The sequence below is a fragment of the Williamsia sp. DF01-3 genome, assembly GCF_023051145.1.
In the GTDB taxonomy this organism is placed as follows: domain Bacteria; phylum Actinomycetota; class Actinomycetes; order Mycobacteriales; family Mycobacteriaceae; genus Williamsia.
On the sequence record NZ_JALKFS010000005.1, the window covers coordinates 3,895,021 to 3,911,810 of the forward strand.

Annotated in this window: 12 protein-coding genes and 1 pseudogene; 5 read left to right on the forward strand and 8 right to left on the reverse strand. The window is 65.6% G+C overall.

Annotated elements, in window-relative coordinates:
- The first annotated feature begins 31 nt into the window (after positions 1 to 31).
- Entirely contained in the window at positions 32 to 1,273 is a 1,242-nt protein-coding gene (locus MVA47_RS20470) for an MFS transporter (protein WP_247209640.1), read from the forward strand.
- A gap of 28 nt (positions 1,274 to 1,301) precedes the next feature.
- Here the strand turns inward: MVA47_RS20470 and MVA47_RS20475 are convergent, their stop codons facing one another.
- Positions 1,302 to 2,315, reverse strand: a complete 1,014-nt coding sequence (locus MVA47_RS20475; protein ID WP_023963802.1) for a 3-isopropylmalate dehydrogenase — start codon at positions 2,313 to 2,315, stop codon at positions 1,302 to 1,304.
- Positions 2,312 to 3,906 (reverse strand): annotated as a pseudogene (gene serA / locus MVA47_RS20480) (phosphoglycerate dehydrogenase). The gene MVA47_RS20475 and the pseudogene serA overlap by 4 nt, the downstream one beginning before the upstream one ends.
- A 257-nt stretch (positions 3,907 to 4,163) precedes the next feature.
- Here serA and MVA47_RS20485 point away from each other — a divergent pair.
- Positions 4,164 to 4,826 (forward strand): S1 family peptidase, encoded by a 663-nt coding sequence (locus MVA47_RS20485; RefSeq protein WP_247209642.1) that lies wholly within the window; start codon positions 4,164 to 4,166, stop codon positions 4,824 to 4,826.
- A gap of 252 nt (positions 4,827 to 5,078) precedes the next feature.
- Here the strand turns inward: MVA47_RS20485 and ilvC are convergent, their stop codons facing one another.
- The 3 genes from ilvC to MVA47_RS20500 all read right to left on the reverse strand — a co-directional run bounded on the left by ilvC (position 5,079) and on the right by MVA47_RS20500 (position 8,741).
- The gene (ilvC, locus tag MVA47_RS20490; RefSeq protein ID WP_030172040.1) at positions 5,079 to 6,080 is read right to left on the reverse strand and encodes a ketol-acid reductoisomerase; all 1,002 of its coding nucleotides are present in this window, start codon (positions 6,078 to 6,080) and stop codon (positions 5,079 to 5,081) included.
- A gap of 139 nt (positions 6,081 to 6,219) precedes the next feature.
- Positions 6,220 to 6,723: an acetolactate synthase small subunit gene (gene ilvN / locus MVA47_RS20495; RefSeq protein WP_023963810.1), complete on the reverse strand. Its 504-nt coding sequence runs from the start codon at positions 6,721 to 6,723 to the stop codon at positions 6,220 to 6,222.
- Positions 6,720 to 8,741, reverse strand: coding sequence for an acetolactate synthase large subunit (locus tag MVA47_RS20500; RefSeq protein ID WP_247209644.1), 2,022 nt, complete (start codon positions 8,739 to 8,741; stop codon positions 6,720 to 6,722). Before MVA47_RS20500 ends, ilvN begins: the two co-directional genes overlap by 4 nt.
- 325 nt (positions 8,742 to 9,066) lie before the next feature.
- On the opposite strand from MVA47_RS20500, the gene MVA47_RS20505 reads away from it, so the two are divergent.
- Positions 9,067 to 9,483: a PH domain-containing protein gene (locus tag MVA47_RS20505; protein WP_247209645.1), complete on the forward strand. Its 417-nt coding sequence runs from the start codon at positions 9,067 to 9,069 to the stop codon at positions 9,481 to 9,483.
- 337 nt (positions 9,484 to 9,820) lie between these two features.
- Entirely contained in the window at positions 9,821 to 11,668 is a 1,848-nt protein-coding gene (gene ilvD, locus MVA47_RS20510) for a dihydroxy-acid dehydratase (RefSeq protein WP_247209647.1), read from the forward strand.
- A gap of 107 nt (positions 11,669 to 11,775) precedes the next feature.
- On the opposite strand, the gene MVA47_RS27090 is transcribed toward ilvD, so the two are convergent.
- Positions 11,776 to 12,840 carry a DoxX family protein gene (locus MVA47_RS27090; protein ID WP_247209649.1) on the reverse strand — a complete coding sequence of 355 codons (1,065 nt, stop codon included), beginning with the start codon at positions 12,838 to 12,840 and terminating at the stop codon, positions 11,776 to 11,778.
- 82 nt (positions 12,841 to 12,922) lie between these two features.
- On the opposite strand from MVA47_RS27090, the gene MVA47_RS20520 reads away from it, so the two are divergent.
- On the forward strand, positions 12,923 to 14,059 hold the full coding sequence (locus MVA47_RS20520; RefSeq protein WP_247210963.1) for a sorbosone dehydrogenase family protein: 1,137 nt from the start codon (positions 12,923 to 12,925) through the stop codon (positions 14,057 to 14,059).
- 4 nt (positions 14,060 to 14,063) lie between these two features.
- Here the strand turns inward: MVA47_RS20520 and gatB are convergent, their stop codons facing one another.
- Complete coding sequence (gene gatB / locus MVA47_RS20525) at positions 14,064 to 15,554, reverse strand: Asp-tRNA(Asn)/Glu-tRNA(Gln) amidotransferase subunit GatB (protein ID WP_247209651.1); 1,491 nt, start codon at positions 15,552 to 15,554, stop codon at positions 14,064 to 14,066.
- A gap of 100 nt (positions 15,555 to 15,654) precedes the next feature.
- Positions 15,655 to 16,689 (reverse strand): ATP-dependent 6-phosphofructokinase, encoded by a 1,035-nt coding sequence (locus MVA47_RS20530; protein ID WP_247209653.1) that lies wholly within the window; start codon positions 16,687 to 16,689, stop codon positions 15,655 to 15,657.
- Positions 16,690 to 16,790 lie beyond the last annotated feature (101 nt).

A 16,790-nucleotide genomic window follows, 5' to 3' on the forward strand; every position in this document is an offset into this window, starting at 1 on the left:
TTTCATATATTGAGATCGATGGAGGTGTGCGGTGCCTACGGAAACCAGACGTCGGGCGATGCTCGCCGCTTCACTGACGGCAGCAATGGCAACCACGTGCGTGGTCAGCGGGATAGCTTTCCTGATCCCAGAGCTGCACCGGTCCGAGGGAATGTCGCTGACGGCCGCCTCGACCCTTGCCGCGGTCCCCATGGTCGGCCTGCTGCTCGCGACCATCGCCTGGGGCGTTGCGCTGGACCGCTTCGGTGAACGTCGCATCTTGCTGCTGTCGCTGACGTTGACCGTCGCGGCAACCGGATCCGCCTGCCTGGCCAACGCTTTGGAAGCGCCGACCGTGATCCTCGGCGCGTGCCTACTGGTCGCGGGAATCACTTCGGCGGCGACCAACGGCGCCGGCGGGCGCATCGTCGTCGGATGGTTTCCTCCCGATCGCCGGGGCACCGCGATGGGGGTCCGGCAGATGGCGCAGCCGTTGGGCATCGGGGTCTGCGCGTTGACGATCCCGGTGCTGGCCGAAACCTTCGACGTCACCGCGGGTTTGGCTGTTCCTCTGGTGGTCACAACATTGGCGGCCGTATTCGTGGCAGTAGTCATCGCAGACCCACCCCGTGAGACCAAAGCCGACGGATCCGCGGTCGAGTCCCCGAATCCCTATCGTGGGAGCAGTTTTCTGCCGCGAGTACACGGCGTCAGCATCCTGCTGTCGATCCCGCAGGGGATGTTGTGGACCTTCGTCCCGGCGTGGCTCATCGTGCAACACGAATGGTCAGCCCTCAGCGCCGGGATACTGGTGACGATCAGCCAGGTACTCGGCGCATTCGGCCGTATCGCCGCCGGGCGGTGGTCGGACTCGTGGGGGTCGCGCACCAAACCCATTCGGCTGATCGCCGTCGGCGCGGCTGCCTCGGTCGGCTTGCTCGCGTTCACGGACTGGCTCGACAGCCCGACCGCAGCCATCGTCATGGTGGTCGCGAGCGTGATCACCGTGGCGGACAACGGGTTGGCCTTCACCGCCATCGCCGAATTCGCGGGCCCCGGGTGGAGCGGGCGTGGACTCGCGATCCAGAACACCGGCCAGTATCTCTGGATGGCTGGATCCACTCCCCTGTTCGGAATGGCGATCGGCGCCTTCGGCTATCCGGCGGCCTTCTTGATCTCCGCGGCCGCGCCGGCCATCGCGATCGGCTTGGTCCCGGCCGACGAAGAGCCACCAAACAAATCCGCTCCACCTACTTTCGTTCGCACCGCTTGCGACGGGAGCGAACAGAAGTAGGTGGAGCGGACTTTCGGAGGTACTCGATTCAGCCGAGTGCAGCCTTGATCCGGGTCCCGACCTCGTCGGTGGTCACCGGCTGATCGCCGCGGCCCGCGAGGTCGGCAGCGACCGCTTGGTCGATGCGGTCGGCTTCGGCGTCATGACCGAGATGACGCAGCAGCAGTCCCACGGACAAGATGGCAGCCGTCGGATCGGCCTTGCCCTGCCCGGCGATGTCGGGTGCGCTGCCGTGAACCGGCTCGAACATCGACGGGTTGGTACCAGTGGCATCGATGTTGCCGGACGCCGCCAGACCGATACCGCCACTGACCGCCGCGGCGATGTCGGTGATGATGTCGCCGAACAAGTTGTCGGTGACGATGACGTCGTAGCGCGACGGGTTGGTGACCATGTAGATGGTTGCCGCGTCGATGTGGTTGTAATCGACCGTCACTTCCGGGAACTCGGCCGCGACCTCGTCGACGGTGCGCTTCCACAGTGACCCGGCGAAGGTCAGCACGTTTGTCTTGTGGATCAGGGTGAGGTGCTTGCGGCGTGCCTGCGCACGCGAGAAAGCATCTCGGACAACACGTTCGACGCCGAAGCGAGTGTTGACACTGACCTCGGTGGCGACCTCGTTGGGGGTACCCACGCGGATCGCGCCACCGTTTCCGGTGTACGGACCCTCGGTGCCCTCACGTACCACCACGAAGTCGATGTCAGGATTTCCGGCCAGCGGCGAACGCACGCCCGGGAACAGCTTGCTGGGGCGCAGGTTCACGTGGTGATCGAGAGCAAATCGCATCTTCAGCAGCAGCCCGCGCTCGAGGATGCCCGGCGTCACCGACGGGTCCCCGATCGCACCCAGCAGGATCGCGTCGTGTTCGCGGATGGCGGCGAGGTCGCTGTCCGTGAGCAGTTCGCCCGTGCGGTGGTAGCGCTGGGCGCCGAGGTCGAACTCCGTCTTCTCGACCCCCGGAAGCACCTGATCGAGAACGTCCAGCGCCTGCCCGACGACCTCGGGTCCGATGCCGTCTCCCGCGATGACAGCCAGCTTCACGACAGGTCCACCTGCTCGATGAGGGTGGCGTCGACGGCCTCGCCGATGGCCTCGACAACAGCTGCCGGAACTTCCTGGCTGACACGGAGCAGGATGGTTGCGCCTTCACCCTCGGCGTCCTGGGAGAGGCCGGCAGCCTGGATGTCGATACCGGCGTTACCCAGCAGCGTGCCGATCTTGCCGAGCGATCCGGGCTTGTCGCCGTAGGCGACAACGAGGTTGCGGCCTTCGGCACGCAGATCGAAGTTGCGGCCGTTGATGTTCACGACCTTCTCGACCTCGGCCGGACCCGAGAGGGTGCCAGCCACGTTCAGCACGGTGCCGTCGCCGAACACAGCGCGCAGGTCGACCAGGTTCCGGTGGTTCGGGCTCTCGGACGCGGTGGTGACCTCGGAGGTCACGCCGCGCTCCGCTGCCAGAGCCGGAGCGTTCACGAATGTGACCGGCTCCTCGATGACCGCCGAGAACAACCCGCGCAGCGCGGACAGTCCGAGGACGTCCACGTTCTTGACGGCGATCTCGCCGCGCACGTCGACGGTGAGGTTGGCCGGAACCTGACCGGACAACGCGCCGACGAGGACGCCGAGCTTGCGGACGAGTTCGAGCCACGGCGCGACCTCATCGTCCACAGACCCGCCCGTGATGTTGACTGCGTCGGGAACGAAATGGCGGCGAGGGCCAACCGAACACTCTTGGCGACGTCGGTGCCCGCGCGGTCCTGGGCCTCCGAGGTGGACGCACCGAGGTGCGGGGTGACGACAACCTGCGGCAGCTCGAAAAGCGGCGAATCGGTGCACGGCTCGGTGGCGTACACGTCGAGCCCGGCAGCGAAGACCTGACCGGACGCGATGGCGTCGGCGAGAGCCTGCTCGTCGATCAGACCGCCACGGGCGGCATTGACCACGATGACGCCCTTCTTGGTACGGGCCAGCTGCTCGGCGCCGATCAGCCCGAGGGTTTCCGGCGTCTTGGGCAGGTGCACCGAGAACATGTCGGCACGCTCGAGGAGTTCATCGAGGCTGACGAGTTCGATGCCGAGCTGCGCGGCGCGAGCCGGGGACACGTAGGGGTCGTACGCGATGATGTTGGTCTCGAAGGCCGCGAGGCGCTGCGCGAACAGCTGCCCGATCCGGCCGAGCCCGACGACACCGACGGTTTTGCCGAAGATCTCCACGCCGTTGAAGCTCGACCGCTTCCATTCGTGCTGACGCAGCGTCGCATCGGCTGCGGGGATCTGGCGGGCCGCGGACAGCAGCAGGCTGACGGCGTGCTCTGCGGCGGTGTGGATGTTCGAGGTCGGCGCATTGACGACCATGACCCCGCGTTCGGTGGCAGCCGGCACGTCCACGTTGTCCAGGCCCACTCCGGCGCGGGCGACGATCTTCAGATTGGGTCCGGCAGCCAGGACCTCGGCATCAACCTGAGTGGCCGATCGGACCAGGATCGCATCGGCGTCCTTGACGGCTTCGAGCAATTTGGGACGATCCGGGCCGTCGACCCAGCGCACCTCGACATCCTCACCCAGTGCAGTAACGGTGGACTGGGCCAATTTGTCGGCGATCAGGACGACTGGGCGGCCGGTGGGACTCACGGTGATTTTCTCCTGGTGTCGGGCCGCGCCCGGTGCTCTACCGGGAGCAAACTCAGTTGGCAACTCCAGCGATCAGCTTAGAGGCCCTCTCCTGCGGATTTCCCGCGGGTGGGTAGACCGACAAGCATCCGACCTGCGTGATTAAAGAATCTTCATTCGCGTGCAGGCAATCTAGCTCCGTGTGACTTGCGTTACGGTTATATTGCATCCGGGCGGGGGGCGCTCAGGTGGCCCGCACACACGATTGGGGAATCGAAATGTTGAGGAAACTGCTCGCCGTCTGCGCTGCGATCGCAATGGCCGCACTCGTGCTGGTGGGGGCCGGCACGGCGAGCGCGGATCCCGCCAAGGTCACCCTCGGAGGCGGGTCGGGAATCCTCATCCTCACCGGGGGCAACACCGCAGCGGCGTGCACCCTCACCACCATCGGCACCGACAACCGGGGCGACCTCTACGGACTGACGGCGGCACACTGCGGCGAGGGCGGCCAGCGGGTCATCTCCGAACAGTTCCAGAACCGCGGTCTACTCGGCCGCATCGCGTTCTCCAACCACAAACTCGATTACGCCATCATCAAGTTCGACAACACCAAGGTGACCCCCACCCGCACGGTCGGCAGTGTCACCATCCGCGGCGTCCAGACCACTCCCCCGGCAGTCGGCAGCATCGCCTGCAAAGAAGGCCGCACCACCGGCAACACCTGTGGCATCACCTGGTTCTCCAACGGCACCGAACACATCAGCCAGATCTGCGTTGTCGAAGGCGATTCCGGAAGCCCCGTCGTAGTCGGCGACAGGCTCATCGGCATGGTCAACGCCTACTACTTCGTAGGGTGCATCGGTCCGGAGACCGGCACCAACATCAAGGCGCTCCTCGATGACATGCCCAAGCGGGGGGTTGAGGGTTTCAGAGTGTTCTGAGCCTGTTTACCCACTCCGAACCCGGCCGCAACGCAGGCGGCCCGCGTTGTCTGGACTGAGGAGCGAGGGAGCGCAGCGACTGAGTCGACGAGGGAAGACGACGCGAGAAAGGCCGCCTGCCCGCGAGCGCCAGCGAGCCAAAAACACAGTTGGTGAGACGAAGAACAAACGCAACCACAACAACAAACGCAACCACAACAAACAAGCCCCGGTCCAAAGTGGCCCGGGGCTTGTTGTGAAAACTACTGCGTATCAGGCAGTTTCGGTGATCGGACGATCAACCCAGCTCATCAGGTCACGCAGCTTCTGGCCGGTGACCTCGATGGGGTGTTCGGCGTTCTGCTTGCGCAGGCCTTCGAGCTCTTTGTTGCCGCCCTCGACGTTGGCGACGAGACGCTTGACGAAGGTGCCGTCCTGGATGTCCTTGAGGATGCCCTGCATACGCTCTTTGGTACCCGAGTCGATGACGCGGGGACCGGAGACGTAGCCACCGAACTCGGCGGTGTCGGAGACCGAGTAGTTCATGCGGGCGATGCCGCCTTCGTACATGAGGTCGACGATGAGCTTGAGCTCGTGCAGCACCTCGAAGTACGCCATCTCGGGCGCGTAGCCGGCTTCGACCATCACCTCGAAACCGATCTTGACCAGTTCCTCGGTGCCGCCGCAGAGCACGGCCTGCTCGCCGAAGAGGTCGGTTTCGGTCTCTTCTTTGAACGTGGTCTTGATGACACCCGCGCGGGCTCCACCGATCGCAGCGGCGTAGCTCAGGGCCAGGGCCTCGCCGTTGCCCTTGGGATCCTGATCGACCGCGATGAGGCAGGGCACACCCTTGCCGTCGACGTACTGCCGACGCACGAGGTGGCCCGGACCCTTGGGGGCGACCATGCCGACGGTGATGTTGTCAGCCGGCTCGATCAGGTCGAAGTGGATGTTGAGGCCGTGGCCGAAGAACAGCGCGTCGCCGTCGTTGAGGTTGGGCTCGATCTCATCTTTGAAGATCTTCGCCTGTGAGGTGTCCGGGGCGAGCACCATGATGACGTCGGCCCAGGCGGCGGCCTCGGACGCGGTCAGGACCTTGAGGCCCTGCTCCTCGGCCTTGGCGCGCGAAGCGCTGCCCTCGCGCAGGCCGATCACGACCTCGACGCCGGAATCACGCAGGCTCAGCGAGTGAGCGTGTCCCTGGCTGCCGTATCCGATGACCGCAACTTTACGGCCCTGGATGATCGACAGGTCGGCATCGTCGTCGTAGAACATCTCGACTGCCACTTGGTTTTCCCTTCTTCGGTGATCCCCCGGCCCTCATTGGCCAGGGACTAGTTCTTTATTCGACTCGAACTTCTGGTGTGGTGACGAACTCGGCCCGGGACGGGCCGACCGCATTCCGGCGAACGCCTCAGCGTGCCGCCGACATGCTCTTCGGACCTCGACCGAGCGCGACGATGCCCGACTGGGCGATCTCGCGGATTCCATACGGATCAAGCATTTTCAGCAGTGCCTCGAGCTTGTCGGGAGTACCGGTCGCCTCGACGGTGATCGATTCCGGCGACACGTCGATGACCTTCGCCCGGAACAGGTTGACCACTTCGATCACCTCTCCGCGCGCCGACGCATCCGAGCGCACCTTGATCATCATGAGCTCGCGGGCCACGGAGGTGTCCGGGTCCTGCTCGACGATCTTGATCACGTTGATCAGCTTGTTGAGCTGCTTGGTGACCTGCTCGAGAGGGAAATCCTCGACCGCGACCATGATGGTCATCCGCGAGACACCTTTGAGTTCGGTGGCTCCCACGGCGAGGGACTCGATGTTGAACCCGCGGCGCGAGAACAGAGCCGAAACGCGGGCCAGGACACCTGGACGGTCCTCGACGAGCACGCTGAGGGTGTGATGCGTCGTCATTTCGTCTCGTCTTTCTCGTCACTGATCCGGGTGGTCTGCACCGATTCGACGCCGGCGATGTCTCCGCCGGCCATCGTCCGGTGGATCTCGGCGGGTTCGGTGGATGCGGCCTCGTCGTCGTCGAACAACGGCCGGATTCCGCGGGCCGCCATGATCTCGTCGTTGCCGGTGCCCGCGGCGACCATGGGCCACACCTGGGCGTCGGCACCGACGACGAAGTCGATGACCACCGGACGATCGTTGATCGCACGCGCCTCGGCGAGCACGGCATCGACGTCTTCCTCGCGCTCACAACGCAATCCGACACAGCCGAGTGCTTCGGCGAGCTTCAGGAAGTCCGGGATCCGCACCGACGACTCGGAATGGTGAGTCGAGAGATTGGTGTTGGAGTACCGCTCTTCGTAGAAGAGGGTCTGCCACTGCCGAACCATGCCCAGATTGCCGTTGTTGATGACGGCGACCTTGATGGGGATGCCCTCGATGGCGCAGGTGGCCAGTTCCTGATTGGTCATCTGGAAACAGCCGTCGCCGTCGATGGCCCACACCTCGGTGTCGGGCATACCGAGCTTGGCGCCCATGGCAGCCGGGACGGCGTAACCCATGGTGCCCAGTCCGCCCGAGTTCAGCCACGTACGCGGCTTCTCGTACGAGACGAACTGTGCGGCCCACATCTGGTGTTGTCCGACACCCGCGCAGTAGATCGCGTCCGGGCCGGCGGTCTTGCCGATCGCCGAGATCACGAACTCCGGCGACATCGAGCCGTCGGCCGGGCGGTCGTAGCTCAACGGGTAGGTGCGGCGGATCCCGTCGAGGTAGCTCCACCAGGTGCTCAGGTCCGGCGCAGCCGCGGTGGTCGCCCGCTCGTCACGAATGGCCTCGGTCAGCTCTGTGATCACCGCACGACAATCCCCGACGATCGGCACGTCCGCGTGCCGGTTCTTGCCGATCTCGGCAGGGTCGATGTCGGCGTGGATGACCTTGGCGTCGGGAGCGAACGAATCGAGCGCGCCGGTGACACGGTCGTCGAAGCGAGCGCCGAGGGTGATCAGCAGGTCGCTGCGCTGAAGGGCCGCGACCGCGGCAACCGTTCCGTGCATTCCGGGCATTCCGAGGTGCAGCTTGTGGCTGTCGGGGAACGCGCCGCGGGCCATGAGGGTGGTGACCACGGGAATACCGGTCAATTCGGCCAGCTCGAGCAGCTCAGCGGAGGAATCGGACTTGATGACCCCGCCACCGACGTAGAGCACGGGTGAACGCGACGACGCGATCAGCCTGGCGGCTTCCCGCACCTGTTTGCCGTGAGGCTTGGTGACAGGACGGTAGCCGGGCAGATCGAGCTGCGGCGGCCACGAGAACGTGGTCTGGGCCTGCAGCACATCTTTGGGGATGTCGACGAGAACTGCTCCGGGACGGCCACTTTCGGCGATGTGGAAAGCTTCGGCCATCACCTTCGCGATCTCCGCACCACTGTTGACCAAGAAGTTGTGCTTCGTGATCGGCATGGTGATGCCGGAGATGTCAGCTTCCTGGAAGGCGTCGGTACCGATCAGCGCACGGCCGACCTGCCCGGTGATCGCGACGATGGGCACCGAGTCCATCTGCGCATCGGCCAGGGGCGTGACCAGGTTGGTGGCACCGGGACCGGAGGTCGCCATGCACACCCCGACGCGTCCGGTGGCCTGCGCGTAACCGGTGGCGGCGTGGCCGGCCCCCTGCTCGTGCCGAACCAGGACGTGGCGGACCTGCTTGGAGTCGAACAGTGGGTCGTAGACCGGGAGGACCGCTCCGCCGGGAATGCCGAAGACCGCATCGACGCCGAGTTCCTCGAGGGCGCGCACTACTGCCTTGGCACCACTGACCCGCTCCGGTGCCACCGTTCGACGGGGACCGGTTGCGGACGGGGCTACCGGCGAACCATTCCCTGGCGTACGCCGCGGGGCGACGGGCCCCTTGGCCTGCTGCGTTGTCTGACCACCGGGGTGGGACCCCGGCTGGGTGCGTGCTGCTGGTGCGCTCACTGCACCTTCCCTCTGTTCGGACACCACGGCCCTGGGCCGTATGCGTCGGTGGACAACAAAAAACCCCCGACAGCCGTTGCTGTGCGAGGGTGGCGCGTCGATGCTTTGTGAGTACTCGTGGGAGATACCCGGTCAGGCGATGACGCGCCGGCCGAGTACGAGAATCTGTTTTTGCATCACAGTTAGCCAGGCTAGAACTGCGGATGCAGTGAGTCAAACTCCTTGAGATCCGATCCCACATCGTGGGATCGGCTCGACGACCAGGCCGCGGGGTCGTGTCCATCGCCGATTCCGTCTGCGTCTTCGGGGATGCCACAATGTCTCGGTGTCCGAGACCGAATCAATCGAGCTGCCCGCGGTGTTCCGCATCACTCCGGTCGCCTACTTTGCCGCGTTCATGATGGCGGTGACGTCGCTGGCCCTGGCGGGCGCATCGTTGCGCTACCTCGGCTGGACCCTGGTGGTCCCGATCCTGCTGGCCCTGTGGATCCATCGGCTGCGCACCATCGTCACCGAGGACGGGGTCACCGCCGTGAGTCTGCGGGGTCGCCGTTCGGCAACATGGGACCAGATCGCCGGACTGCAGTTCCCCAAGTGGGGCGCTGTGCGTGCGGTCCGGACCGACAAGTCCAAACTCGTGCTGCCCGCCATCACCTTCCGTGACCTCCCCGCCTGTCGGCGGCCAGCCGCGGACGCATACCCGACCCCTACGCGATCGACAGCCCCGAGCAGGAACGGATAGCAGAGGTCGAGGAGCCCACACCCGAGCCGACCTCGTCGACCGATGACACCATCTCCGACAACGATGGAGAGTCCGGCACCAAACCGGGCGAGGGTACAGCCACCTGAGTCCTGGAGGGCCCTCCGCCGGCCCGTCCGCGTCGAGATGATCAGCGTTGGGATGGTCCGCGTCTACTCCGCGTGCGCCGAAACCTGGTGGGCCGAAACACGGACTGAGTGCTGCTGAATCCGTACGGCCGCGCAAATGCGGCCGCGCGCACCGGAGTACGGTTGACCGCGCAACTATTCCGTGCCGCAGCCCGGCCGGATCTGGTCGAGCAATCGAGGAATCTGCAGCCATGCCGAATTTGAGGTCACGCACCACCACTGTCGGACGTAATGCGTCGGGCGCCCGCTCGCTCTGGCGCGCCACCGGGATGACTGACGACGATTTCGGCAAACCGATTGTGGCCATTGCCAATTCGTACACCCAGTTCGTACCCGGCCATGTGCACCTCAAGGACGTGGGCGAGATCGTGGCAGACGCTGTTCGTGCTGCGGGAGGCGTGCCGAGGGAGTTCCACACCATCGCTGTCGACGACGGTATCGCGATGGGCCACGACGGCATGCTCTACTCGCTGCCCAGCCGGGAGATCATCGCCGATTCGGTGGAGTACATGGTCAACGCCCACACTGCCGACGCGCTGGTCTGTATCTCCAACTGCGACAAGATCACCCCGGGAATGCTGAATGCGGCCATGCGGCTCGACATCCCCACCGTCTTCGTCTCGGGCGGCCCGATGGAGGCCGGCAAGGCAGTTGTCGTCGGAGACACGGTGCATCCCTCGTCAGACCTGATCACGTCGATCTCGGCCTCTGCCAACGACGCCGTCGACGATGCCGCGCTCCGAGAGGTCGAACTCGCCGCGTGCCCGACCTGCGGATCGTGCTCGGGCATGTTCACGGCCAACTCCATGAACTGCCTCACCGAGGCGCTGGGGCTGGCCCTGCCGGGCAACGGTTCCACCCTCGCGACCCACGAAGCGCGCCGCAGTCTGTTCAGCAAGGCCGGACAGGTGATCGTCGAGGCGGCGCTGCGGTACTACCGGGACGATGACGAGTCGGTGCTCCCCCGGAACATCGCGACTCCCAGTGCATTCCGCAACGCCATGGCGCTCGACGTGGCCATGGGCGGCTCGACGAACACCGTTCTGCACGTATTGGCTGCCGCCCAGGAAGGCGAGGTCCGCGACTTCGATCTCACGGTCATCGATGAGATCAGCCGGCGGGTGCCCTGCTTGTCGAAGGTGTCGCCCAACTCGGACTACCACATGGAAGACGTGCACAGGGCCGGCGGAATCGCCGCCATCCTGGGCGAGCTCCGTCGGGCAGGACTGCTCGACGACACCACCAGCACGGTTCATTCGCCGACGATGGCTGCCTTCCTCGACGACTGGGACATCCGCGGCGGCAAGGCAACCGACGAGGCCTTCGAGCTGTTCCACGCCGCCCCCGGTGGCGTTCGCACCACCACACCGTTCTCGACTGCGAATCGATGGAGCTCTCTCGACACCGATGCTGCCGGCGGATGCATCCGCGACATCGAGCACGCCTACACGATCGAAGGCGGGTTGTGCGTGCTGCGCGGCAATCTCGCCGAGGACGGCGCGGTACTCAAGACGGCCGGCATCGACGAGGAACTGTGGCACTTCCAGGGCCCGGCTCGCGTGGTCGAGTCCCAGGACGAAGCCGTCCAGGTCATCCTGAGCAAGACCATTCAGGCCGGCGAAGTGTTGGTGGTGCGGTACGAAGGTCCTGCTGGAGGGCCCGGCATGCAAGAGATGCTGCATCCCACTGCCTTCATGAAGGGCACGGGCATGGGCAAGAAGTGTGCGCTCATCACCGACGGGCGTTTCTCGGGTGGTTCCTCGGGCCTGTCGGTCGGCCACATCTCGCCGGAAGCGGCTGCGGGTGGTGTCATCGGACTCATCGAGGACGGTGACCAGGTCCTGATCGACGTGAAGACCCGCAAGCTGGAGGTGCTCGTCGACGACGAGGTCCTCGCCGATCGCCGAGCAAAGATGAACGCATCCGAACGCCCGTGGCAGCCGATGCAAGCCCGCGATCGGAAGGTGACCACCGCGCTGCGCGCGTACGCCAAGCTCGCCACGTCAGCCGACAAGGGTGCGGTCCGCCAGGTCGATTGACCGGTCTCGATCGGCCCTGAGATCGGCCCGTTGCGAGGCCGCCGAGGGACATATGCCCCCGGCGGCCCGCCACGGCGACGAAGTTGGCGAAGTTGCGAGGGGCCCGACTACTGGGCGGGGTTACCCGGCGATTCGAACGGGTTGGTTCCGTTGAACAGGAACCAGATCGCCACCGGTGCGGCGATGCCGACAACAAGCCAGGCGACCGATCCGATGAACGGCCGGGTGGCCCAGCCCCGGTTGAAGTCGAGAGAGATACGGCCGGGCCCGGTCAAGATGATCACCGCGGCCGCCAGACCGAGGAACAGTTCGTACTCGATGCCCTTGTTGGTGAAGTCGGGGTCGACGGCGAAGAACCACACGCCGCCCGCGAGGGTCGACTTGAACAGCGCGGCGACAACCATGACGCCCAGGACCGCCGCGCCCGCGATGGGGGTCAGCAGTCCGAGCACCAGCATCAACCCGCCGATGGTCTCCGAGAGTGCGCCCAGCACGGCAAGCCATTTGGCGGCATCCGGGTTGAACCCGATGTTGGTGTTCGCCGAGTTGACGAGGTAGTCCTCGAAGCCGCTGAGCCGGGGGCCGTTCCACCACCCGAACAGTTTCTGGCTGCCATGGGCCATCGCGATCAGGCCGACACCCACCCGCAGGATCAGCAATCCCAGATCGGTGGTCCCACGCCGCACGGGCGCCTCGGTGACCACCGGACCGACGGGTTCGGGCTCAGCCGGGCCGCGGGTCGCGAAGTCGTCATCGTCGTCGTATCGCGGCTGCGGACCGTGCTGACGATGGAAGTCGTCCCGGTCCACACCCGCCGTCGGAATCCGGGTTGTCGCGGTGGAGGGCGCCGCTGCAGCGGGCCTGGCCACCACATCGGTGTCCTGACGGGACAGATCGTCGTCGACTGCCTGACCACCGGCCGGCGTCGCGCCGGCAGGCTGCTTGCGCATGGTCGGGATCTGCTCGGTCTCTTCCAGTTCCGCCTCGTCCTGGGCGAACTGACCACTTTCACCGGAGCGAGGAGAGCGGTAGGGCGCGTAGCCATAGGCGCCGGTATCGCCCTCCGGCCGGGTCGCCTGCGGGTCGCGCGCCGCACGCTGCGGCACTCCGATCTGTTCGGTGGGCTCGTCGTAGGGGCTCGACCCCTGGCCGTCAGGATCTCGTTCGGTCACAGTTCGACCTTAGAGGCTCACCGGGCAACCCAAGTGTTCGCCGGGCCGGGCGCGCCCGATCAGTAGGGTGGACGCCATGACAATGCACCACGGGTCTGCGATCGCACGGATCGTGATCATGCTGGTGGCGGCAGCCACCGTGGTGACCGGATGTGCCGACGGCTTCGCCGAGCAGGACCGCAACCGCGACGCCGGCCAGTTCTCCACCAACCCCAACCCGCCGTTGCAGCAGCAGGAACAGACACCGAGCAGTCCGCCGCCGACCGATCCGGGCGCTCCGACGGGTCCGTGCCCAGACCCCGACCCGACCGTCATCGCCACGTGTCTCGACACCACCAGCGGCGTGCTCCCAGGAAATGCCGACGCGACGGCGACCGTGGTCGCGCAACGCACCACGGGAAAGATCGTGCGCACCAAGCGCGGCGGCCCAACTCAGGACGTGGCCTCGTTCGAGGTCGATGCCTCCGGCGACGGCGGCCTGCTGGACTTCGCGTTCTCCCCGGATTTCGCGCAGGATCAATTGCTCTACGCCTACATCACCACCCCCACCGACAACCGGGTTGTCCGGCTGGCCCCGAATGACGTGCCCAAGCCGATCCTCGTCGGTATCCCGAAGGGCCCGGTCGGGAACATGGGAACCATCTATTTCAAGAGTCCGACCGAACTGCTGGTGGCCACCGGCGACGCAGGCGATCCACAAGCGGCCTCGGACCCGGCATCCCTGGCGGGCAAGATTCTGTCGGTCACGGACCTGGCATCGGGTAGCACCACCCCACCCCGGGTGCTGACCTCGGGATTGGGATCGAATCCGGCCTTGTGCCCCGACGTCGCCACCGGTGCGCTGTACCTTACCGACCGCGCCCCCGCCGAGGACCGCCTCCAGCTGATCAGCGCCACCGGGGTGGCGCGCACGCTGTGGACCTGGCCCGACAAACCGGAAACGGCGGGATGCGCTGCGGTCAACGGCATGATCATGGTGTCGCAGACCAGGACTCAACGACTTCAGGCCCTGGCGGCACCGACCGAGGAGAAGCCCACCACGGCTGAACCGGTCACCGTGCTGGAGAAGCGATACGGGTCGCTCGGACGCCTCACCGCTGTACCCGGTGGCCTGTTTCAGGTCGCGACGGTGAACAAACAGACCGGTACGGCCGGCCCCACAGACGATCGGGTGATCATCATCCCGATGCCGCAGGGCCCCGCCGACACCAACATCTGAACCGCTACTGGCAGGCGGCCAGTACCAGTTCCTTGACCCGGGCCGGATCTGCCTGTCCCCGTGTGGCCTTCATGACATCGCCCACGATCTTGCCTGCGGCGGCCACCTTGCCGCTGCGGATCTTCTCCGCGATGTCGGGGTTGTTGGTCAACGCCTCGTCGACCGCCTTCTGCAACGCGGAGTCGTCGCGCACGACCTCCAGACCTCGGTCAGCGATGATCTGTTCGGGTTCGCCCTCACCGTCGAGCACTGCCGTCACGACCTGCTGCGCGAGCTTGTTGGTGAGTTTGCCCTCGTCGACGAGAGCGACAACGGCCGCAACCTGCTTCGGGGTGATCGGCAGATCCGCCAGCTCGGTACTCCGGGAATTCGCCTGCTGGGCCAGGAACGAGACCCACCAACCGCGCGCGGCGTCCACCGACGCACCGGACTCCACTGTCGCGATGATCAGGTCCACGGCACCGAGGTTCACCAGGTCACGCATCACCTCGTCGGACAGACCCCACTCCTGCTGAATCCGTGCGCGCCGCAGCCAAGGTAGTTCGGGGATGGTCTCGCGGAGTTCCTCGATCCATGCCGAATCGGGTTGCACCGGAGGCAGATCCGGTTCCGGGAAATAGCGGTAGTCCTCTGCGGTTTCCTTGCGGCGCCCGGCCGAGGTGGATCCGTCGGACTCCTGGAAGTGCCGGGTCTCCTGGATGATGTCGACCCCGGACTTGAGCAGCGCACCCTGGCGCCGCATCTCGTACCGGACCGCGACCTCGACGCTCTTGAGTGAGTTGACGTTCTTGGTCTCGGTGCGTGTACCGAACTCGGTGGCGCCCTTGGGCATCAACGACAGGTTGGCGTCGCAGCGCATCGAGCCCTGGTCCATGCGGACGTCGGAGACACCGAGCGACTTCAGCAGATCACGCAGTGCGGTGACATACGCGCGGGCGACCTCCGGTGCCCGCTCCCCCGCTCCTTCGATCGGCTTGGACACGATCTCGATCAGTGGCACACCCGCGCGGTTGTAATCGAGCAGCGAGTGGCTCGCGCCGTGGATACGACCGGTGGATCCGACATGCAGCGACTTGCCGGTGTCCTCCTCCATGTGCGCCCGCTCGATCTCGACGCGCCAGGTGGTGCCGTCGTCGAGCGCGACGTCGAGGTAGCCGTCGTACGCGATGGGGTCGTCGTACTGCGAGATCTGGTAGTTCTTCGGCTGATCCGGGTAGAAGTAGTTCTTCCGAGCGAAGGTGCTCGACGGGCGGATCGAGCAATTGAGGGCCAGGCCGATGCGGATCGCCGACTCGATGGCCTTCTCGTTCGCCACCGGCAGCGAGCCCGGCAAGCCGATGCAGACGGGGCACACCTGGGTGTTCGGTTCGGCACCGAAGGTGGTGGGGCAGCCACAGAACATCTTGGTGTTGGTGCCCAGCTCGACATGCACCTCCATGCCCATCACGGGGTCGAATTCGGAAATGACATCGTCGTAGTCGAGCAGTTCGGTCATGCACCGAGTTTAACTGGCCCCCACACCCCCGATGATGTGCCCTTTTGGCGGCGCTCACCTGGGCTTTACTCGCCATAAGGGCACATCATCGGGGTGGGGGTCAGCCGAAGAAGGCCGCGGCGTCTTCGTAGCGGTTCTGGGGAACGAGTTTGAGCTCTTTGGTGGCCTCACCGATGGGAACCAATCCGATGTTCGGCCCTTGGAGGCTGACCATCATCCCGTGGTCCCCGTTGTGCGCGGCGTCGGCGGCGTTGACCCCGAATCGGGTGGCCAGCACCCGGTCGTAAGGTGTCGGTTTGCCACCGCGCTGCACGTGACCGAGCACGGTCGTCCGTACTTCCTTGTTGATCCGGCGCTCGATCTCGACGGCGAGCTGTTGAGCGACCCCGGTGAACCGCTCGTGTCCGAACTCGTCGAGTCCACCCTTGAGCACCGAGAAGTTACTGCCCTCGGCAGGTTTGGCCCCCTCGGCGACCACGCAGATGAAGTGCGAGTCACCGCGCTGGAAGCGGCGTTTGACCAGACGGCACACCTCTTCGACATCAAACGGCTGTTCGGGGATGAGGATCATGTGTGCACCGGACGCGATGCCCGAATGCAGCGCGATCCAGCCGGCGTGGCGGCCCATCACTTCCACCAGCATCACGCGCTGATGCGACTCGGCGGTGCTGTGCAGACGATCGATGGCGTCGGTTGCGACGGTCAGCGCGGTGTCGAACCCGAACGTCACGTCGGTGCAATTGATGTCGTTGTCGATGGTCTTGGGCACCCCGACCACCGGGACGCCTTCATCGGACAGCCAGGACGCGGCGGTCAACGTGCCCTCGCCGCCGATCGGGATCAGTACGTCGATGCCGTTGTCGTCCAATGTCTGCCGGATCTGGTCGAGGCCGGCACGCAGCTTGTCCGGATGTGTGCGGGCAGTACCCAGCATGGTGCCGCCCTTCGCGAGCAACCGATCGTTCCGGTCGTCGGCGGCGAGATGGATCCGCCGGTCCTCGAGCAATCCCCGCCAGCCGTCGAGGAATCCGACCACCGCCGACCCGTACCGGACCTCGCTGGTCCGGACCACGGCCCGGATCACCGCGTTCAATCCCGGGCAGTCACCGCCACCGGTTAGCACTCCAATGCGCATCTGGTGTTCCCGCTCCCTCTTCATCTGTGCTCAGACTGTCATCTCTGCTCGGACAGCACGCGCTCTGCGGGCGCCACTGGCTTCAATTGTGCAACCGAATG